The organism is Cytobacillus gottheilii (genome assembly GCF_900166665.1).
GTDB classification, from domain to species: Bacteria; Bacillota; Bacilli; order Bacillales; family Cytobacillaceae; genus Cytobacillus; species Cytobacillus gottheilii_A.
The window spans coordinates 907,207-926,404 of record NZ_LT800494.1; the positions used below are offsets into that span (position 1 = coordinate 907,207).

20 protein-coding genes and 1 other annotated feature are annotated in these 19,198 nt (G+C 39.8%); of the genes, 14 read left to right on the forward strand and 6 right to left on the reverse strand.

The window, feature by feature from the left end:
* Positions 1-41 precede the first annotated feature (41 nt).
* Positions 42-797 (forward strand): DeoR/GlpR family DNA-binding transcription regulator, encoded by a 756-nt coding sequence (locus tag B7E07_RS04400; RefSeq protein ID WP_080844254.1) that lies wholly within the window; start codon positions 42-44, stop codon positions 795-797.
* 105 nt (positions 798-902) lie between these two features.
* On the opposite strand, the gene B7E07_RS04405 is transcribed toward B7E07_RS04400, so the two are convergent.
* From B7E07_RS04405 to B7E07_RS04420, 4 genes are all read right to left on the reverse strand, one after another.
* On the reverse strand, positions 903-1,514 hold the full coding sequence (locus tag B7E07_RS04405) for a MerR family transcriptional regulator (RefSeq protein ID WP_257391394.1): 612 nt from the start codon (positions 1,512-1,514) through the stop codon (positions 903-905).
* 201 nt (positions 1,515-1,715) lie between these two features.
* Positions 1,716-2,756 (reverse strand): alpha/beta fold hydrolase, encoded by a 1,041-nt coding sequence (locus tag B7E07_RS04410; RefSeq protein ID WP_257391395.1) that lies wholly within the window; start codon positions 2,754-2,756, stop codon positions 1,716-1,718.
* Position 2,757: 1 nt separating this feature from the next.
* On the reverse strand, positions 2,758-3,114 hold the full coding sequence (locus B7E07_RS04415; RefSeq protein WP_080844255.1) for a hypothetical protein: 357 nt from the start codon (positions 3,112-3,114) through the stop codon (positions 2,758-2,760).
* A 46-nt stretch (positions 3,115-3,160) separates the two neighbouring features.
* Positions 3,161-3,937 (reverse strand): glucose 1-dehydrogenase, encoded by a 777-nt coding sequence (locus B7E07_RS04420; RefSeq protein ID WP_080844256.1) that lies wholly within the window; start codon positions 3,935-3,937, stop codon positions 3,161-3,163.
* 189 nt (positions 3,938-4,126) lie between these two features.
* Here B7E07_RS04420 and B7E07_RS04425 point away from each other — a divergent pair, with 189 nt between their 5' ends.
* Entirely contained in the window at positions 4,127-4,435 is a 309-nt protein-coding gene (locus B7E07_RS04425) for a hypothetical protein (protein ID WP_218970398.1), read from the forward strand.
* 53 nt (positions 4,436-4,488) lie between these two features.
* Here B7E07_RS04425 and B7E07_RS04430 read toward each other — a convergent pair whose 3' ends face one another.
* Positions 4,489-5,919 (reverse strand): alanine/glycine:cation symporter family protein, encoded by a 1,431-nt coding sequence (locus tag B7E07_RS04430; protein ID WP_176215279.1) that lies wholly within the window; start codon positions 5,917-5,919, stop codon positions 4,489-4,491.
* A 259-nt stretch (positions 5,920-6,178) separates the two neighbouring features.
* On the opposite strand from B7E07_RS04430, the gene B7E07_RS04435 reads away from it, so the two are divergent.
* From B7E07_RS04435 to B7E07_RS04490, 10 genes are all read left to right on the forward strand, one after another.
* Positions 6,179-7,435 (forward strand): PucR family transcriptional regulator, encoded by a 1,257-nt coding sequence (locus B7E07_RS04435; protein ID WP_080844258.1) that lies wholly within the window; start codon positions 6,179-6,181, stop codon positions 7,433-7,435.
* A gap of 111 nt (positions 7,436-7,546) precedes the next feature.
* A complete protein-coding gene (gene ald, locus B7E07_RS04440) occupies positions 7,547-8,677 on the forward strand; it encodes an alanine dehydrogenase (protein WP_080844259.1) in 1,131 nt (376 codons plus the stop codon).
* A 486-nt stretch (positions 8,678-9,163) separates the two neighbouring features.
* A complete protein-coding gene (locus B7E07_RS04450) occupies positions 9,164-9,535 on the forward strand; it encodes an iron chaperone (RefSeq protein WP_080844261.1) in 372 nt (123 codons plus the stop codon).
* Positions 9,536-9,597: 62 nt separating this feature from the next.
* Positions 9,598-9,815 (forward strand) — a binding site (T-box leader).
* Positions 9,816-10,288: 473 nt separating this feature from the next.
* A complete protein-coding gene (locus B7E07_RS04460; protein ID WP_080844263.1) occupies positions 10,289-11,470 on the forward strand; it encodes an IS256 family transposase in 1,182 nt (393 codons plus the stop codon).
* Positions 11,471-11,738: 268 nt separating this feature from the next.
* Complete coding sequence (gene proS / locus B7E07_RS04465) at positions 11,739-13,169, forward strand: proline--tRNA ligase (RefSeq protein ID WP_080844264.1); 1,431 nt, start codon at positions 11,739-11,741, stop codon at positions 13,167-13,169.
* A 115-nt stretch (positions 13,170-13,284) separates the two neighbouring features.
* Entirely contained in the window at positions 13,285-13,737 is a 453-nt protein-coding gene (locus B7E07_RS04470; protein ID WP_445079834.1) for a sigma-70 family RNA polymerase sigma factor, read from the forward strand.
* Positions 13,738-13,889: 152 nt separating this feature from the next.
* Complete coding sequence (proS, locus tag B7E07_RS04475; RefSeq protein WP_080844264.1) at positions 13,890-15,320, forward strand: proline--tRNA ligase; 1,431 nt, start codon at positions 13,890-13,892, stop codon at positions 15,318-15,320.
* Positions 15,321-15,408: 88 nt separating this feature from the next.
* Entirely contained in the window at positions 15,409-16,086 is a 678-nt protein-coding gene (locus B7E07_RS04480) for a sigma-70 family RNA polymerase sigma factor (RefSeq protein ID WP_080844266.1), read from the forward strand.
* Between the two features lie 26 nt (positions 16,087-16,112).
* Positions 16,113-16,700, forward strand: a complete 588-nt coding sequence (gene clpP, locus B7E07_RS04485) for an ATP-dependent Clp endopeptidase proteolytic subunit ClpP (protein WP_080844267.1) — start codon at positions 16,113-16,115, stop codon at positions 16,698-16,700.
* A 239-nt stretch (positions 16,701-16,939) separates the two neighbouring features.
* Entirely contained in the window at positions 16,940-17,161 is a 222-nt protein-coding gene (locus B7E07_RS04490) for a hypothetical protein (protein ID WP_080844268.1), read from the forward strand.
* A 359-nt stretch (positions 17,162-17,520) separates the two neighbouring features.
* Here B7E07_RS04490 and B7E07_RS04495 read toward each other — a convergent pair whose 3' ends face one another.
* Positions 17,521-17,931, reverse strand: a complete 411-nt coding sequence (locus B7E07_RS04495; RefSeq protein ID WP_080844269.1) for a hypothetical protein — start codon at positions 17,929-17,931, stop codon at positions 17,521-17,523.
* A 239-nt stretch (positions 17,932-18,170) separates the two neighbouring features.
* On the opposite strand from B7E07_RS04495, the gene B7E07_RS04500 reads away from it, so the two are divergent.
* Positions 18,171-18,776, forward strand: coding sequence for a DedA family protein (locus B7E07_RS04500; RefSeq protein WP_080844270.1), 606 nt, complete (start codon positions 18,171-18,173; stop codon positions 18,774-18,776).
* Between the two features lie 34 nt (positions 18,777-18,810).
* Positions 18,811-19,197, forward strand: a complete 387-nt coding sequence (locus tag B7E07_RS04505; protein WP_080844271.1) for a PaaI family thioesterase — start codon at positions 18,811-18,813, stop codon at positions 19,195-19,197.
* Position 19,198: the final 1 nt, after the last annotated feature.

The window sequence follows — 19,198 nt, forward strand, 5'->3', positions numbered from 1 at the left end:
AACGTGAAATACTTACAATTACTTAAAAAGTAGCTGATCAAATGTACCAAGAAGAACGAATTATTCGGATCATGCATTATTTAAAGGAAAACAACTCGATTTCTATTGATCAAATTTGCCATCTTTTTGATGTCTCACGTGATACCGCACGAAGGGACCTTGTTAGACTTGAAGAGGACCGTGTGATTATTCGAACCCGAGGCGGTGCGATTTTGCCGTCATCTCATCATGAAATAAAAAATTATGAGAAAAGGCTGGTTACGGTATCAAAAGAAAAGAAGACTATCGGCAAAAGGGCAGCTTCGCTTATTGGTGAAGGAGATAAAGTGATATTGGATGCATCGACAACGGTTCAGTCCTGTGCCGAACAGTTGAATGATATTTCCTGTACGATCATTACAAATTCCATCAATGAGGCTGAAATCTTATCTCATCTTAAGCAAGTGGATATTATTCTGCTTGGAGGCATGCTTCATAAGGAGCATCGTTTCTTGTATGGTTCTTCTGTGATTGAAAAGCTCAGCCATTATCGTGTTGATCGTGCTTTTATCGGCGTTGTTGGTGTTTCTGAAGCTGGAATTACTTTGGCGCATGAAGAAGATGGTATGGTGAAAAGGAAAATGATTCAGCAGGCGAGTCAGACCATCGTTTTAGCCGACCATACAAAGCTTGGGGTTACCGACTTTTTCTGTATAGCCGGTCTGGATGAGATTGATTTGCTGATTACAGATCAGATGCCAGATCATGAATTTGTAAAATTGTTAGAGCGATTTAATGTGGAGCTTCTTATCGCATAGTGATGATCGGCGTAACCTATTCAATTAGGGCGTGACAGATTGTCTTATGTTATCCACTTTAAATAAAAGCGTTACAGCAGAAGCTGTAACGCTATTTAGCTTTTTCTAACCAAAAAGCATGGTGAAAAAGCTTTTTCTTTTTAATTTTTTCTGTGGTTTCTCCTGATCTAAAAGCAGGAGTGTATCCTGGGGAGTTGGCGGGATATTCTGCAGAGTGCTGGCTGTGGCTTCAAGGGCAGACATTCGTTCGTTGAGTGACGTAATTTGTTTTTGCAATTCTTCCATTTCTTGACGATGCTGTAAAAGCTGATAGGACACAACATCATCTGCTTTACGATTAATTCGGAGCTCCAATTCGTCTATTCTCTTAAGAAGCTGAATCGTGCGGGGATCGTTTTCTTCTTTCTTCACAATGCCATTTCTTCGTTGTTTGCTCGTTACGCTAATTTCCTGGAGATTCTTTCCTGCCTGCAGCTGTTCATGGACTTGCGTCAATAATGCAACATCATCTTCGGAGAACGAATAATGCCCTAATTCATTGCGTTTCATCTGCAGATCAAGCTGTTTCACCCAGCGCTGAACTGTACTTTTTGATACATTAAGCAACCTGGCGACTTTTGTTGTATTCATGAACTTTCCCTCCTTTAATGTATATAAAAATTCAACTTCTCTCTTTTTTTTCCTGTATGGGTGACAAAAGAAGTTCTTATTAGACAAAGAAGGTGATATTTTAACAATTTTTAGAGGGAAATGTCGTTTTATTGATATAAGGAATAAATATATTCTTTAAAAACAAAGGCAGCGAAGCCTAAATAACACATGTGAGTATGATGAAAATCAAACGCAGTTTCGTAGGTTAAAACAGCTGTCACTTACACTACCTCCTCTCAGAGATATTTTTTGGAAAGCCGAATTAGCCTATCTGATCGGATTTGAGCGAACCGATAACCAGCTGCTTAAAAATTCCTGCACTTCTCTATTTGTTGCAAGTGTGGCATGTCCGCCTTTCAGGGCAAAAAAAGTTTTGTCTTTGCTGGAGACGAGATCCATAACCGGCTGAACTTGCTCCTTGGGCACCATGCGATCAACATTTGATCCAACAGCAAGCAGATTTGCATTTATATTGGATAAATTGACAAGGTTCCCATCGATTGATAATGTTCCATTCATTAATCCATTTTCAATTCCTAGAGTCTGAATCATCTGTTTTAATGCTGCACCTGAAAAAGGAATATGTGAATCAGCCCAAAAATTAAACCTTTTCCATTTTAGTGCATACTCTTCATCATGACTTTTTCTTAATAATGATAAATAAGGAGTTGCATAGACTGGTGAGGCAAAGACCCTAACCCCAGCTTTCATTAATGGAGAGGGGATAACTCCCACCGTATCTAAAATAGAATCTAAATCCAGTTCTCCTTCTCGCAGACTATTTTGCCACTCATCAAAAATAGGAAAATAGGAAAAATCAATAGGAGCAACAGCAAGGATCAGATTCTGGATCGGTTCGTCAGCTATTGCAGCATAGATAGAAGCAAATGTGCCGCCCATGCAAAAGCCAATGATGGTAATCTGTGAAGCACCACTATGAATTAAGGCACGCTGCACACCTTTTTTAATATAGCGAAGAATATAATCATCCATGGTATGATCTTTATCCGCGTAAGTTGGAATCCCGAAATCCAGTAAATAAATGTCATAGCCCTGTTCGTTTAAAAATTGAATCAAGCTATATCCTGGACCTAAATCCAAAATAAAAGGCTGGTTGAGCAGTGAGTATATAAAATATAACGGCGTATCATATTTTTTTTTCTGTGCTGGATAGTACCAGAGAACGGATTTATTTTTTCTCCAAACAGCTTGTCTTGGAGTTAGACCAACTTCAGGAGCTGGACTATTGATTGTGTTAAAGACATTAGTCAATCTGTTAGTAAGGAGGTTATCCATTTCAGAAGCCATGTTAACGGTTATCCCTTTGTGTTGGAGTAGCTGTTACGATCTCTGCCTGCAAATCCTGGATGGCATTCGTTAAGGAGATCATTTGCTCTTCAAGATTATCAATTTTTTCCTCAGACTGAACAACCAGGTTTGTTGCATTTGCCAAATCATTTTTAGTAGGAAAGTTAAATGGAACAGAAAGCATTTCCACCGTATTTTGGAGGCTGCTCATTCCTTTTGCCATCCCATTTGCACGCTGTGAGGCAAAATTCACAAATGCAGGTTTATTTAAGTGGTTCTGAATAGAGCGATTGACCATTTGTTCAACTTGAAAACCTGATCTTGTTAATATGTTAAAAAACTGTTGAGTAATATCCATTTCGTTTTATTCCTTTCTATTGTTAATTGTTTTAGCACACATTTTTTTACAGAGATGCTGTTAGGCCGCCATCCATGACCATGACTTGCCCTGTCATGTAATCAGATGCTTGGGAGGATAAAAAGAGAGCAGCCCCCTTAAGGTCCTTATCATCTCCAAAACGAGCAGCCGGAATTTTTCTTAAGATACCAGGTTTAGCATGCTCCATTGCAGCGGTGATTTTTGTCGGGAAAAGGCCAGGAGAAAGGGCATTTACTTGTATATTAAAGGGTGCAAGCTTAACAGCTAAGTCCTTTGTTAAAGAAATGACAGCTCCTTTGCTCGTACTATAGGCAATCGCATCTAAGAATACTGCCGGTGCTCCGTACATGCCTGTAACGGAAGTAATGTTAATGATTTTTCCTGACCCCTGCTGCTTCATAATCGTCGCTGCTGCTTGTGAGAATAAAAATGTTCCATTCACATTGACATCCATGACCTTTTGCCATTGATCCTCTTGTAATGTGAGAGCATCGCCAATCCAAGAAGCACCGCTGTTGTTGATCAGAATGTCTAATGTATCAAACTGCTGAATCGTTTCTTTCACGACCTGATGTATTTCTTCTGCATTTCTGATATCACAGGCTAAGGCTATGGCTTTTACGTTATAAAGCTCTTGTATTTCTTCACAGGTCTTTTCACATTGCTCCAGCTTTCGAGAGCAAATGACGATATTAGCGCCAGCTTCTGCAAGTGCATGAGCCATTTGCCTCCCAAGACCTCTTCCGCCGCCAGTGACAATGGCTGTTTTTCCTTTTAAATCAAATAAATCAGGTAATTTCAATTCGATGACACCTTCCCTCTTAATCGTCACTTGTACGTGAAATGTCAGCTAAACGTAACACTTGATGTGGCTGTTCATCATATTTCGTTTAGCCTAACAAAAGTGATCAGATTGCCACTTTTCTTATATCATATAGACAAGCATGGGTGATGGTGCTCAAATTGTGTGATTTGCCTGCTGCCTGTTTTAGTGAAGTATAAGAATAATGCAGAATGGTTAGATAGGATAAGAGAAGGAGTGAGAGATGTGCAAAATGATGAAGTGTATTTTGAGCAGGTCTTTACGTTTGCAGGTCATGCTCCCTTATATGAGAGGATCGGAAGCAAACTGTGGATTTATCAAAACTGGAGTGAGGAGGAATTGCACATTTTAGAGCTTTTCCTGCAGGTATACGGGTTTGATGAAGAGCAGACATTGTTAACAGATGATTTCCTCTATCATTTTCGGATTTTCAAGAATATGCACCAATATCACGATATGTCACGATACCATTTTTAAGGTAAAAGGTGAGGTCCCAATCTAGGGAACCTCACCTTTTGTATACTCTCTAATTATTTTACGGTCTTATTATAATGATTAGCAAAGAAATCCTCTGTATCTGCGACAATCACTTTTCTTAAAAGAATCAATCCAATTAAGTTTGGAATCATCATTAAAGCGTTCGCCATATCAGCAAAAGCCCATACAGTTGTTAAGTTTGCTGCAGCGCCAATTCCGCAGGCTAAAATATAGATCGCTCTGTAGCTCATAATGCCTTTTGTGCCCACGATATACTCAAAGCACTTTTCGCCATACACATACCACCCGACAATAGTCGAAAAGCCAAAGAAAATAACAGAGAAGGCAACAATATATTCTCCAGCTGTTCCTAATACAGAGGCGAATGCTGCACTTGTAAGCGCCCCGCCTTCTAAAGCAGGATCATGTGCAACGCCAGAAAGCAATCCGCCGGTTGTATCCCAGAAGCCTGTAATAATAAGAACAAGTCCTGTCATTGTACAGACAATGATTGTCACGATAAACGTTCCTGTCATGGCAACTAACGCTTGTTTCACTGGATGATCGGTTTTCGCATTACCAGCAATTAGTGCTGCAGTTCCCAATCCAGCTTCATTTGAAAAGATCCCGCGGGCAACACCATTTTTTATGGCATCCATTACTAGAATACCTGCGAATCCGCCTGCAGCGGCGACGGGGTTAAAAGCATAGTGAAAAATGGTTTCAAATGCAGGGAGGATTTGATCATAGTTTAAGATAAGTATGAGCAATGATCCGCAAATATATAAAATGGCCATAATTGGAACAAAGAAGCTTGCTACTGTACTTATCCTTTGAATACCGCCAAACACAATCAGTGCGGTTAATGCAGCTAGAATAACACCAGTCACAATTTCATTTACACCAAAGGAATCCTTCATCACAGAAGCAATTGTATTTGATTGGACACTATTTCCTATTCCAAATGCTGCAAAAGCGCCGAAAATAGCAAATAAAATGGCGAGCCATTTATACTTTCTGCCTAATCCGTATTCGATATAATACATCGGTCCACTTGAATATTCGCCATTTGTATTCTTCTTGCGGTATTTCATCGCCAGAAGGGCTTCAGCATATTTTGTGGCCATGCCCAATAAGCCTACAATCCACATCCAAAAAATAGCTCCAGGTCCACCGAGCGTTATTGCAGTTGCGATCCCAGCAATATTTCCGTTACCAATAGTAGCAGCAAGACCGGTCATTAAGGCTTTAAAATTACTGACATCACCTTCAGAGTCAACCGTGGCTCTTCCTTCTTTCGTAAAACCGAGCTTAAATGCATATTTTAACCTTGTGAATTGAATTCCTTTTAGCATTAATGTGAGAAGTACACCAGTGCCAAATAATAATAGCAGGCTTGGTGTTCCCCATAGAACACTGTTTATTTCATTTAGTACTTCTAGAATATCCAAGATGCAAACCCCTTTCGATTGTAAAGCAGCCATTCCGCAGGCAAACAGTGTTTTCTTCACGCTGAAATGATAAAGTGCAGTTAGAGTGGATGACATTCATTTTTCTATCTTACAATAGTATTTTGAATATTTTCTATTGTAAGATCAAGGTTTAGGAACATCAAGCGTTGCATAAAAAGATCTATTATTCGGAAAATTAAATTCTTGATTCACAATGTGCTGAAATTGAAAATCCGCTATAATGAGGATAAGTTTTGATTTTTTTTGAGGGAAAAGCAAGGAGGTTTATGCGATGGAAGACGTGCGAGCTGGCAAAGATCCTTTTAAATATGCATTTTTAAATTTAGAGGATCTCGTGGATAAAATTTGGGATGTTTTAGAATGCCCTGTCACAATTGAAGATGCCACCCATCGGCTTCTTGCCTATAGTACGCACGATGATACAACGGATTCAGCAAGAATTGCTACGATCATCAGCCGAAAGGTGCCTGAAAAGGTGATTAATTCATTATGGAAAGCAAGGGTTATTCCCCAATTAATTCAAAGCGGTGAACCTTTAAGAATTCACGAAATGAAGGAGATAGGATTGGGCGATCGAGTTGCCATCTCCATCCGTAATCATAATGAAGTACTCGGATATATATGGGTAGTTGAGGGTGAAGTTAAATTAACTGAGCAGAAGCTGAACCTTTTAAAACAGGCTGCAGCCGCAGCGAGAACAGAATTATTAAAATTAAATGCACAAAAGAAAAAAAGAGTGGAAAGCTATCAGGACTTTTTTTGGCAGCTTCTTACCGGAAGCGATCGAAATCATGATGAGATAAAGAATAAATTTGAAGAATTGAATATTAAGCCTCCCTCTCCATTTATTGTGCTTGTTTTTCAATTCAAAAGAGATATTACAGAGAAAATTACACAAAATATCATCTATTTAATGACAACAAGCCAAAAAATTAATATCTCCTTCCACGCAGCAATGGGCAATGAATTTATTGTGCTTGCCTCACCGCCGGCAAATGAAAGCTCAGAAGCACCCATTATTGAGTTTCTAACCTTTTTTGTAGGAGAAATGAAATCCCGTTTTCAAGTTGATGGAATTAGCGGTGGATGCGGTGGTTTATACGAAACATTTGATAAAGTGGAAGCAAGCTATCAGGAAGCACAAGAGGTTGTCAGGTTAAAAGAGCAGTTTAGAGACGAAATGGAGGATATTAACAGCTTTAGGCAGCTTGGTATTTTTCGCTATATTGAACTGTTAATGGAAAAAAGGCGGCAGGATTCGTTTGTGCATCCAGCCCTGGAAAAATTGCAAATTTATGATCAAGAGCATAAAACCATGCTGCTGCAAACACTTGAAAGCTATATTAATCATGACAGCAATGTAAACGATACGGCGAAAAAGCTTCATATTCATGTAAATACATTAACCTACAGATTAAAAAGAATCACTGAGATTGGCGGCATTGATTTAAAAAATACCAATCAGAAAGTTAGCTTATTTCTTGAATTAAAAATGAGAACTTTAGAAAATAATAAGCATCGTTTGTAGAATTTCACAAACGATGCTTTTTTCATTTTGATATATCGACAATGCCAAATACAGTTTAAATTATTATACTGTTGATAACGTTTACTTTGTAATGATGAAAGGGGAATTCACATGATTATTGGGGTACCTAGAGAAGTTAAAAATAATGAAAATCGTGTTGCTATGACACCTGCTGGGGTAGATGCACTGGTTAAAGCTGGCCACGAAGTGCTGATTGAAACAAACGCAGGTGAGGGCAGCGGTTTTGAGGATGCTGTCTACGTACAAGCAGGTGCAAAAATTGTTAATACAGCTGCGGAAGCTTGGAATGCCGACATGGTCATGAAAGTAAAAGAGCCGCTTTCATCTGAATACGGTTATTTCCGCAAAGGGTTAGTGTTGTTCACATATTTGCATTTAGCAGCAGAGCCAGAACTTGCAAAAGCATTAACAGAGAGCGGAGTAACAGCGATTGCATATGAAACAGTTGGATTAAACCGCACTTTGCCTTTACTAACGCCAATGAGTGAAGTAGCAGGGCGCATGGCATCACAAATTGGTGCGCAGTTCCTGCAGAAAACAAATGGCGGAAGAGGAATTCTGCTTGCAGGAGTTCCTGGCGTATCACGCGGAAAAGTAACGATCATCGGCGGCGGCGTAGTTGGTATCAATGCAGCAAAAATGGCGATTGGACTTGGAGCAGAAGTAACAATCATTGATTTAAGCCCTGAGCGTCTTCGCCAGCTTGACGATATTTTCGGCAATAATATTCAAACACTTATGTCCAATCCATTTAATATTGCTGAGAGCGTGAAAGAAGCAGATCTTGTTATTGGCGCTGTTCTTATTCCAGGAGCAAAAGCACCAAAGCTTGTGACAGAAGATATGATCAAAACAATGAAGCCAGGATCAGTTGTCATTGATGTTGCTGTTGACCAAGGCGGAATTGTAGAAACAGTTGATCATGTGACAACACATGACTTCCCAACATATGAGAAGCATGGAGTCGTTCATTATGCAGTTGCCAATATGCCTGGTGCCGTTCCAAGAACTTCTACTATAGCCTTAACAAATGTAACGATCCCTTATGCATTGCAAATGGCAAACAAAGGCGTTGAAAAAGCTGTAGCAGAAAACGCAGCACTTAAGCTTGGGGTTAACGCAGTAAATGGAAATATTACTTATGAAGCTGTAGCAAGAGATCTTGGCTACACATATGTTCCTGTTGCTGAGGCCTTTGCAAGTGCAGAGGTTTCAAAATAATATTAAGAGGCTGGGACATAAGTATTTAACATAACCATAGAACCGAATGATTAGGAAGTGAATCTTTCTAACCATTCGGTTTTTTATTTGTTTAACATTTCATATTTCTAAACAAGAGTGAAATGGAGAGGAGGACCCTCGACTCCTATGGGAAATAGAGGAAAAGGTGATACCCCGCAGAAGCTTTTGCTTCGAGGAGGCTCAGCTTCCTCCCCATGGAAAGCGAGGGTCTGGAGCGCAGGTGGAACGGGCTTATGTAAACTCGCAAACCATGACTATGAATATTCGTGTTTTAGAAATATTATTTTTGTTTTGTCCAGCCTCTTTTATTTGGGTCTTTTTTGGTGATGAATAGTAAAGGGAAATGGATATAACCAAAGATACTGATGTACATTTTGACTTATTTTCTCCCAGAATATATAGTTGGAAATAGATAAGATAAATAGAAAAAATGAACGGAATGGTTAAGACAGGAGTGATTTCTTGATGGAAGTATTTGAAGAATATTTAGCAAGTTTAAAGACTCTAGAGCATCGTGTGCGTATGGAAGAAGTTTTTACATGGATAAAAAGTACATTCCCCACTTTGATGCCTGTCATCAAATGGAACCAGCCGATGTTTACCGATCATGATACATTTATTATTGGTTTCAGTGCAGCGAAAAACCATATGAGTGTTGCTCCTGAACAAGCAGGAATGAACCATGTATTAGAAGATATTGAACAGGCAGGTCATGATCATACGAAGGAGTTAGTGCGCTTTAAATGGAAAGAGCCCGTCGATTATGAATTACTGGAAAAGATGATCCAGTTTAATATCTTGGATAAGGCTGATTGTTCTACTTTTTGGAGAAAATAGATTTAAATTATATTCACAATTGACTTTCATCATAATAATTTTATATAATCTTGAAAAATGAATAGGAAACGTTGATGGAGATTAGTATAGTGAAGATGTTTATAACAGAGAGGGAGCCAAAGTGCTGCAAGGTTCCTATAAACGAACACTAGAACCTGCTCCTTGAGTTCTGCATTGGATGTCTTGTGATATGAAAATGCCGCGGATGCAAGTCCGTTATCATATTGAGTGTAAAGCATTGCTTTGAAATAGGGTGGTACCGCCATTTTTGGTCCCTATACATAGCAGTGCTTTTTTTGTTTGGTTATAGGAAGGTGGTGGGTTGTTCTCATAACCGTTTTAACAGCAGCATTTTAGCAAGGGAAAAAATAAAAGTGCCCGTCAGGTGAGAAATCTAGTGCGGACGGGAAGTAAAGTTAGAAGGAAGTGCCCGCCAAGAGTAAAACCAAGAGCTGACGGGAAGTAAAGTAGCAGGAAAGTGCGTGTTAGATGGAAAACCAAGAGTTGAAGGGAACTAAAGAGCAAGGAAAGTGCCCGTCAGTCGGAAAACCAAGAGCTGTCGGGAACTAAAGTACGCTTAAAGTGCCCGTCAGCTGAAAAATCAAGAGCTAGCGGGAACTAAAGAGCTATCAAAGTGCCCGTCAGAAGAAAAATCAGATTAAGTCCATATAATTGTGTAAAAAGAAAGAGTCATTTTATTCCTATTTGTCCACAATGTTAACGACCAAGAAAACATTGGAAAGAGGGATAAAAATGACTCAGTTACAGTTTAACCTAGATATGGACGTTTTAAAAGAATCGATTATGAATTCTAATCTTGAGCTTATTGTGAAATCTACCTTAGTATTAGTCTTGAACGAATACATGGAAAAAGAACGAGATGACTATTTAAATGCAGCTGCCTATGAACGTTCTTTAGACCGTCGTGATTATCGAAATGGATATTATGAACGTGAACTCATCATGAGTATCGGAAAGTTAAGAATAAAAGTTCCCCGAACAAGAGGAGGTGAATTTTCGCCTTCTATCTTTGAGAAATTTTCGCGTGTTGATCAGACACTTATATTATCTATGTTAGAAATGGTCATCAATGGAGTTTCCACTAGAAAAGTAAAGAATATCGTAAAACAATTATGTGGCCAGAGTGTATCAAAATCTTTTGTTTCCTCCCTAACAGAGAAACTGGATCCTGTAGTAAAAGCCTGGGCTAATCGCCCACTTAATGTCGAATATTATCCGTATCTCTACGCTGATGCCACCTATATAAAAGTTCGAGAGAATAACAAGGTCATTTCAAAAGCAGCTTATTTGATTACTGGTATGGGTGAGGACAAAAAGCGTAAAGTACTTGGCTTTAAAATAGATCACGTCGAGAGCTTTCAAGCATGGCAAGAGTTCTTTCAAGATTTAAAATCTCGAGGGTTACAATCACCAAAATTAGTGATTTCAGATGCACATGCTGGATTAAAGAAAGCAATAGAAAGAGTATTTATAGGTACGGCATGGCAAAGGTGCACTGTTCATTTCAAACGAAATATTGTTAACGCACTTCCAAAAACAGGATCACGACAAATCATTTCTGATCTGAGAAGAATATACCAAGTAGTATCAGTTGAAGAGTCAAGAAAATATAGGGACAAATTTATTGAACTATATGCAGAAAATAAGAAAGTAAGAAAGGCAATCGAAATTCTCGAAGAAGGTTACGAAGACACGATCCAATTTCTAAATGAACCAGAAAAGTATCAAATACACATTTTAAGCAATAACTCATTGGAAAGGCTCAACCAAGAAATTAGAAAACGAGTGAGTGTGATCCGTATCTTTCCTAATAATCAGTCTGCATTTCGATTAATTGGTGCATTGTTAATGGAGAATGAAAATTTAGAATTAAATAAGAAAGTATACCTTACCGCGGAGCGAAATTTTGCTTAGGAGAAGGGGGTACCCCCTTCTCCTAAGCAAAATCAACTAACAGCTATTAATAGGTGGTAACATTGTGAAAAGGAATTTACACAATAATAAGGACTTGACTAAAAATCAAGAGCTGAAGGGAACTAAAGAGCTATCAAAGTGCCCGTCAACTAAAAAATCAAGAGGCGCCGGGAACTAAAGTGCACACAAAGTGCCCGTCAGTCGAAAAACCAAAACCTGCCGGGAACAAAGCAATGAAATTACATATAAAAATACTGAGGTGACCAAAATGGGCAAGGAATTTGTAAAAGAAATAACAGCCATGGATGAAGATTTTGCACAATGGTATACAGATGTGGTGAAAAAAGCAGATTTAGTCGATTACTCAAGTGTAAGAGGATCCATGATCATCCGGCCATATGGCTATGCTTTATGGGAAAATATTAAAGATGAGCTCGATCGGCGTATTAAAGAAACGGGCCATGAAAATGTATATATGCCTCTTTTCATACCAGAAAGTCTTCTGCAAAAGGAGAAAGATCATATTGAAGGGTTTGCACCGGAAGTGGCTTGGGTTACACACGGGGGAGAGGAAGAGCTTCAAGAACGTCTATGTGTCCGCCCAACATCTGAAGTTTTATTTGGCGAGCATTATAAAAATATCATTCATTCTTATCGGGACTTGCCAAAGCTCTACAATCAGTGGGCAAATGTGGTTCGCTGGGAAAAAACAACAAGACCATTTCTGCGTACATTAGAATTTTTATGGCAGGAGGGTCATACTTGCCATGCGACTGATGAAGAGGCACTTGAAGAGACGGTTAAAATGCTCAATGTGTACGCAGAGCTTTGTGAGAATATCCTCGCCATTCCAGTTATTAAAGGACAAAAAACAGAAAAAGAAAAGTTTGCTGGTGCTAAGTTCACTTATACCATTGAGAGTCTTATGCATGATGGAAAAGCACTGCAATCAGGCACATCACACCACCTGGGCGATGGCTTTGCCAAAGCTTTTGGCATTCAGTTTACGGATCAGGAAGGGAAGCTGCAATACGTACAGCAAACATCCTGGGGATTCACGACAAGAATCATTGGAGCAATGATTATGGTGCACGGAGATGACCGCGGCTTAGTCATACCGCCTAAAGCAGCACCAACTCAAGTGATGATCGTGCCAATTGCGCAGCACAAGGAGGGTGTGCTGGACTATGCCTATGATCTAAAGGAAAAACTCTCGAAAATGGCTCGGGTCGGCATTGATGCAAGTGATAAGAAACCAGGCTGGAAATTCAATGAATATGAAATGAAAGGTGTGCCTTTACGGCTTGAGGTCGGTCCTAAGGATATAGAAAAAGGACAGGTGATTTTAGCAAGACGGGATACAGGTGAAAAAATAACCGTAGCTGCATCGGAGCTGGAGCAGAAGCTGCCAGGTATTTTAGAAGATATTCAGCATAATTTATTTGAAAAAGCAAAAAAACATCGTGAAGAAAAAACATATCAGGCATTCGAATTCAATGAACTCAAAGACATTTTTGCAGCTAAAACAGGCTTTGTAAAAGCGATGTGGTGTGGCGACCGCAGCTGTGAAGACCGTATAAAAGAAGAAACAGGAGCAACTTCCCGCTGCATTCCGTTTGACGCAGAAAGCATTGCCAAAACATGTGTATGCTGTGGAAAAGAAGCACAGCAGCTTGTTTACTGGGCCAAAGCCTACTAAAAGAAAATAAATAAAAAATAATTAGTACCCGTATCTTTTTCAATCTTTTCTCCGTTTACTAACAGAAAGGTGCTAAAGGAGTGAGAACATGTACGGCAAGGTAAAACAAATCCAAATGAAACAGTCTTCAGCGAACGAAAAACAGCTCGTGGAGTTATATCCAGCTCTTAAACGGTACTGCTGCTTTCTTTCGAAAAATGAATGGGATGGAAACGACTTAACTCAAGAAACGATGCTCAAAGCAATCAAGCACTATGGTAAAGATGCACAAATAACTAAGGCGCTGCTCCATAAAATTGCCTATCACCACTGGATTAATATGCTGCGGAATAGACAAAAAGAGCAGGTATCCTTACTCCCGGAGGAAGGTACTGTAAAAGACAATCTTATACTTGAAACAGTCGAAACCGTAGTTGAAAAATTGACTCCCAAACAGGCGATTATGTTTACCCTCAAGGAAGGATTTCGGTACAAACTGGCTGAGATTGCCGAACTGACTGGAATATCTGAAACAGCTGTAAAAAGTATTTTACACCGAGCAAAGGAGCGGCNAAAAATCAAGAGCTGAAGGGAACTAAAGAGCTATCAAAGTGCCCGTCAACTAAAAAATCAAGAGGCGCCGGGAACTAAAGTGCACACAAAGTGCCCGTCAGTCGAAAAACCAAAACCTGCCGGGAACAAAGCAATGAAATTACATATAAAAATACTGAGGTGACCAAAATGGGCAAGGAATTTGTAAAAGAAATAACAGCCATGGATGAAGATTTTGCACAATGGTATACAGATGTGGTGAAAAAAGCAGATTTAGTCGATTACTCAAGTGTAAGAGGATCCATGATCATCCGGCCATATGGCTATGCTTTATGGGAAAATATTAAAGATGAGCTCGATCGGCGTATTAAAGAAACGGGCCATGAAAATGTATATATGCCTCTTTTCATACCAGAAAGTCTTCTGCAAAAGGAGAAAGATCATATTGAAGGGTTTGCACCGGAAGTGGCTTGGGTTACACACGGGGGAGAGGAAGAGCTTCAAGAACGTCTATGTGTCCGCCCAACATCTGAAGTTTTATTTGGCGAGCATTATAAAAATATCATTCATTCTTATCGGGACTTGCCAAAGCTCTACAATCAGTGGGCAAATGTGGTTCGCTGGGAAAAAACAACAAGACCATTTCTGCGTACATTAGAATTTTTATGGCAGGAGGGTCATACTTGCCATGCGACTGATGAAGAGGCACTTGAAGAGACGGTTAAAATGCTCAATGTGTACGCAGAGCTTTGTGAGAATATCCTCGCCATTCCAGTTATTAAAGGACAAAAAACAGAAAAAGAAAAGTTTGCTGGTGCTAAGTTCACTTATACCATTGAGAGTCTTATGCATGATGGAAAAGCACTGCAATCAGGCACATCACACCACCTGGGCGATGGCTTTGCCAAAGCTTTTGGCATTCAGTTTACGGATCAGGAAGGGAAGCTGCAATACGTACAGCAAACATCCTGGGGATTCACGACAAGAATCATTGGAGCAATGATTATGGTGCACGGAGATGACCGCGGCTTAGTCATACCGCCTAAAGCAGCACCAACTCAAGTGATGATCGTGCCAATTGCGCAGCACAAGGAGGGTGTGCTGGACTATGCCTATGATCTAAAGGAAAAACTCTCGAAAATGGCTCGGGTCGGCATTGATGCAAGTGATAAGAAACCAGGCTGGAAATTCAATGAATATGAAATGAAAGGTGTGCCTTTACGGCTTGAGGTCGGTCCTAAGGATATAGAAAAAGGACAGGTGATTTTAGCAAGACGGGATACAGGTGAAAAAATAACCGTAGCTGCATCGGAGCTGGAGCAGAAGCTGCCAGGTATTTTAGAAGATATTCAGCATAATTTATTTGAAAAAGCAAAAAAACATCGTGAAGAAAAAACATATCAGGCATTCGAATTCAATGAACTCAAAGACATTTTTGCAGCTAAAACAGGCTTTGTAAAAGCGATGTGGTGTGGCGACCGCAGCTGTGAAGACCGTATAAAAGAAGAAACAGGAGCAACTTCCCGCTGCATTCCGTTTGACGCAGAAAGCATTGCCAAAACATGTGTATGCTGTGGAAAAGAAGCACAGCAGCTTGTTTACTGGGCCAAAGCCTACTAAAAGAAAATAAATAAAAAATAATTAGTACCCGTATCTTTTTCAATCTTTTCTCCGTTTACTAACAGAAAGGTGCTAAAGGAGTGAGAACATGTACGGCAAGGTAAAACAAATCCAAATGAAACAGTCTTCAGCGAACGAAAAACAGCTCGTGGAGTTATATCCAGCTCTTAAACGGTACTGCTGCTTTCTTTCGAAAAATGAATGGGATGGAAACGACTTAACTCAAGAAACGATGCTCAAAGCAATCAAGCACTATGGTAAAGATGCACAAATAACTAAGGCGCTGCTCCATAAAATTGCCTATCACCACTGGATTAATATGCTGCGGAATAGACAAAAAGAGCAGGTATCCTTACTCCCGGAGGAAGGTACTGTAAAAGACAATCTTATACTTGAAACAGTCGAAACCGTAGTTGAAAAATTGACTCCCAAACAGGCGATTATGTTTACCCTCAAGGAAGGATTTCGGTACAAACTGGCTGAGATTGCCGAACTGACTGGAATATCTGAAACAGCTGTAAAAAGTATTTTACACCGAGCAAAGGAGCGGCTAAAAAAGGAAGATGCTTTTACAGAAACCTATTGGCATGAAAATGAAAGAGAAGAATTTTCAATACTTCTGAAAAGGTCTTTAACTTTTGAAAATCCGTCGTTATTAATTGAAAAAGCAGCTGTCATTCAGGCACTGGACAAAAAATCATTTGGATTGCCTGCTAAACATCAGAAAAAGAGCTCACCACCCTTTTCCCTTTACATGGCGGCTTAGCCGTATAACGAAGCGGAGGAGTAACAATGACGACCATTCCTTATGTTGTTGAACAAACAAGCAGAGGAGAACGTTCCTATGATATTTATTCACGCCTTCTGAAGGATCGTATTATTATGATTGGTGAAGAGATTACCGATGGGCTGGCCAACACGGTGGTTGCACAATTGTTATTTTTAGCAGCAGAAGCACCTGATAAGGATATTTCCATTTACATCAATTCGCCAGGCGGATCCACTTCTGCGGGCTTTGCAATCTTTGATACCATGCAATATATTCAGCCTGATGTACGGACTATATGCACGGGGATGGCAGCATCCTTTGGCGCGATGCTTCTTTTAGCGGGTACAAAAGGGAAAAGATATGCTCTTCCAAACAGCGAAATCATGATTCATCAGCCGCTTGGCGGTGCAAGAGGGCAGGCAACGGAAATAGAAATTTCGGCGCGGAGAATTCTGAAGCTTCGCGAGGACATAAATCAGATCATCTCAGAGCGGACAGGGCAAAGCGTGGAGAAAGTGGCTCAGGATTCTGACCGGGATTATTTTATGAATGCACAAGAAGCGAAGGATTATGGAATTATTGATGAAATTCTGAGTCCGAAAAAACGATAGGATCTTTACAGAAGCGTATAGAGAAGCATATATGGTGAAAAGGATGTTCTGCCTTTATGGTCAATGGCAAGGGCATCCTTTTTGTTGAAGTGAAAAAAATTTGAACTTCTCAGATAGCCGTCCATAGAGCGAAAATACGGCTAATCACTTTCCGCTGTAAGCTTCTGAAGCCCACTCACATATAGGGGAATTTGCATATGTTTTAGTGTAGGCATATAAAATAGGAGGAGGTTACACAGATGATGCCCTATAGAAGCCCATATCATGCTCCAAGAAATGATAGCCGCTTTTTATTTGCAGGACCATTTGTCGGCGGTTTACTTGGAGGTTTAGTAGGAAGTGCGATTATTGGCCCTCGTCCATTCGGCGGACCAGGACCATTCTATGGACCACGCCCATATCCAGGTCCATTTTATGGACCGATGCCATACGGACCAGGACCTTATGGATATCCGTATTAATCATTAAGTGCTAGAGGCTGGGACGCAAGTATTTAACATGACAATAGAACCGAATGGTTAGAATGTGAATCTTTCTAATCATTCGGTTTTTTACTCCAAAATATTCCTTTTGAACAAGAGTGAAATGGAGTAGAGGACATTAGACTCCTGTGGACAATAGAGGAAAGGATGAGCCCCCGCAGGTGCTTTACTATGAGAAGAATCAGCTTCCTCCCCTCGGAAAGCGAGGGGACCTAGCGCAATGGAACGAGCTTAGTTAAATATCCAAACGATGATCATTAAATATTCGTGTTTTGGAAATATTAATCTAGTTTTGTTCCAGCCAATTTTATTTCTTTTACATCTGTAAAAGAGAGGTTTCAACTCCATCGTAACTTAAGGGACAATGTGCAGCAATTGGCGGCGGCATTGTTTTCAGGTGGTGCTTCAAAGGTTAGGCGGAGTCCGCTTGGTGTATATTCCACCTTAGGCTGTAGTGTAATGCCAGTTGTTTTAATAAGAGATTGGACTTTCTCCACTTGAGACTCCTGTGCAGCTGTCATGAGCTCATAAGAAAAAGGTCTCGATTGAGCCATTTTACTGAGCAGAACACTTGCGCTATGCATCATGACTTCTAATTCTTTTGCTGAATTCATAAACATTCCAGGATCGACTGATGGAAACTGCCTGTTTGTAATATTATGTTGATGCGGATTTCCATATACATAAGGATGGTAACTTACGGGAGGATAAGGGGTTCTATTGGGGTAATAAAAATAATAATAATTCATGCTGACATCCCCTTTCGCTTTAAATGAATGTATATTCCATTTACATCAATTACACTATATGCCTTGGGAATTTCAGATATGTTACATTAACGCCGCTTAATAAAAGTGACAGAATGATGACTTCAAAAGAGCAATTTTTAAGGGAACTTGCTAAAATAAAGAAAACCATTGAGACACTATAGTTAATTCACTGTCTAAAGGTTTATTTTCATATCGGTGTTATAGAAGGGGGCGGGGGCATGGAGCTGGAAGTCATATTAGATATGATTGAAAATAATGGATACATAGGTCTCTTTATGTGGCTTTGGGTTGGTGTATTTGTCTTTCCCGTTCCTAATGAAGTGATTACGATGACTGTTGGGTTGGCAAGCTCGCTTGGAGTTCTTCACCCTGCAGGAGCGTTTGCGGCCGTATATGGAGGAATAGTAGCTGCGCTTACAACTGCATATACACTAGGGAGGGTAATTGGCAGACCGCTGCTTTCTTATTTTGAAAAGAGAGAGCGCTTTTCAAAGCCTATACAAAAGTCGATGAAAATAATGGATCAGTATCATGCACTTTCATTATCAATCAGTTATTTTATACCGGGAGTCAGAAACTTTCTTCCTTTTCTCTATGGATTCAGCAAACTGCCATATAAGACATTTGCTTTGTTTGCCTATAGCGGCGCTTTATTATGGTTATCCATAGTCTTTCCTCTTGGATTGCTTTTTGGAGACCATATTGAAACCATTGTTGCACATGAACAAGAAATCCTCATCTTGTTAGGCATTATTCTATTGTTTTTTGTTTCCTTTAAACTAATTAGAAGGAAAAGAACGAAAAAGAGAGAAAAGATGACATAGATGGGAAAGATAACAGTTTATTGGGGGAAATAGAATGACAAGTGTAAAAAACACTTTAATGGAATCATTAGGCATTAAAATAACCTTGGTAGAAAAAGGACATGTCGTGGCAACCATGCCTGTTGACGATAGAACAAGGCAGCCTTTTGGTCTGCTTCATGGAGGTGCTTCCGTCGCGCTGGCCGAAACGGCTGCAAGTGTGGGAGCATTCGAACTGATTAATCAAGAAACAGAAGCGGCTGTTGGACTTGAGATTAATGCCAATCATATTAGAGGTGTAAAAGACGGTATCGTTACTGCAAATGCAACAATCCTCCATCAAGGTAAAAGCACAATGGTATGGGATATAAAGATTACAGATGAACATAGTAATTTAATTTGTGTTTCCAGATGCACTATGACTGTAATTAAAAGAAAGTAAG

What these genes read in the sequence shown, in the direction of transcription:
- ald (WP_080844259.1), top strand. Translation starts at nt 7,547, where the DNA reads ATGATTATTGGGGTACCTAGAGAAGTTAAAAATAATGAAAATCGTGTT.
- clpP (WP_080844267.1), top strand. Translation starts at nt 16,113, where the DNA reads ATGACGACCATTCCTTATGTTGTTGAACAAACAAGCAGAGGAGAACGT.
- proS (WP_080844264.1), top strand. Translation starts at nt 11,739, where the DNA reads ATGGGCAAGGAATTTGTAAAAGAAATAACAGCCATGGATGAAGATTTT.
- B7E07_RS04450 (WP_080844261.1), top strand. Translation starts at nt 9,164, where the DNA reads ATGGAAGTATTTGAAGAATATTTAGCAAGTTTAAAGACTCTAGAGCAT.
- B7E07_RS04400 (WP_080844254.1), top strand. Translation starts at nt 42, where the DNA reads ATGTACCAAGAAGAACGAATTATTCGGATCATGCATTATTTAAAGGAA.
- B7E07_RS04480 (WP_080844266.1), top strand. Translation starts at nt 15,409, where the DNA reads ATGTACGGCAAGGTAAAACAAATCCAAATGAAACAGTCTTCAGCGAAC.
- B7E07_RS04410 (WP_257391395.1), bottom strand. Translation starts at nt 2,756, where the DNA reads ATGGCTTCTGAAATGGATAACCTCCTTACTAACAGATTGACTAATGTC.
- B7E07_RS04505 (WP_080844271.1), top strand. Translation starts at nt 18,811, where the DNA reads ATGACAAGTGTAAAAAACACTTTAATGGAATCATTAGGCATTAAAATA.
- B7E07_RS04460 (WP_080844263.1), top strand. Translation starts at nt 10,289, where the DNA reads ATGACTCAGTTACAGTTTAACCTAGATATGGACGTTTTAAAAGAATCG.
- B7E07_RS04490 (WP_080844268.1), top strand. Translation starts at nt 16,940, where the DNA reads ATGATGCCCTATAGAAGCCCATATCATGCTCCAAGAAATGATAGCCGC.
- B7E07_RS04500 (WP_080844270.1), top strand. Translation starts at nt 18,171, where the DNA reads ATGGAGCTGGAAGTCATATTAGATATGATTGAAAATAATGGATACATA.
- B7E07_RS04415 (WP_080844255.1), bottom strand. Translation starts at nt 3,114, where the DNA reads ATGGATATTACTCAACAGTTTTTTAACATATTAACAAGATCAGGTTTT.
- B7E07_RS04430 (WP_176215279.1), bottom strand. Translation starts at nt 5,919, where the DNA reads ATGGCTGCTTTACAATCGAAAGGGGTTTGCATCTTGGATATTCTAGAA.
- B7E07_RS04435 (WP_080844258.1), top strand. Translation starts at nt 6,179, where the DNA reads ATGGAAGACGTGCGAGCTGGCAAAGATCCTTTTAAATATGCATTTTTA.
- proS (WP_080844264.1), top strand. Translation starts at nt 13,890, where the DNA reads ATGGGCAAGGAATTTGTAAAAGAAATAACAGCCATGGATGAAGATTTT.
- B7E07_RS04495 (WP_080844269.1), bottom strand. Translation starts at nt 17,931, where the DNA reads ATGAATTATTATTATTTTTATTACCCCAATAGAACCCCTTATCCTCCC.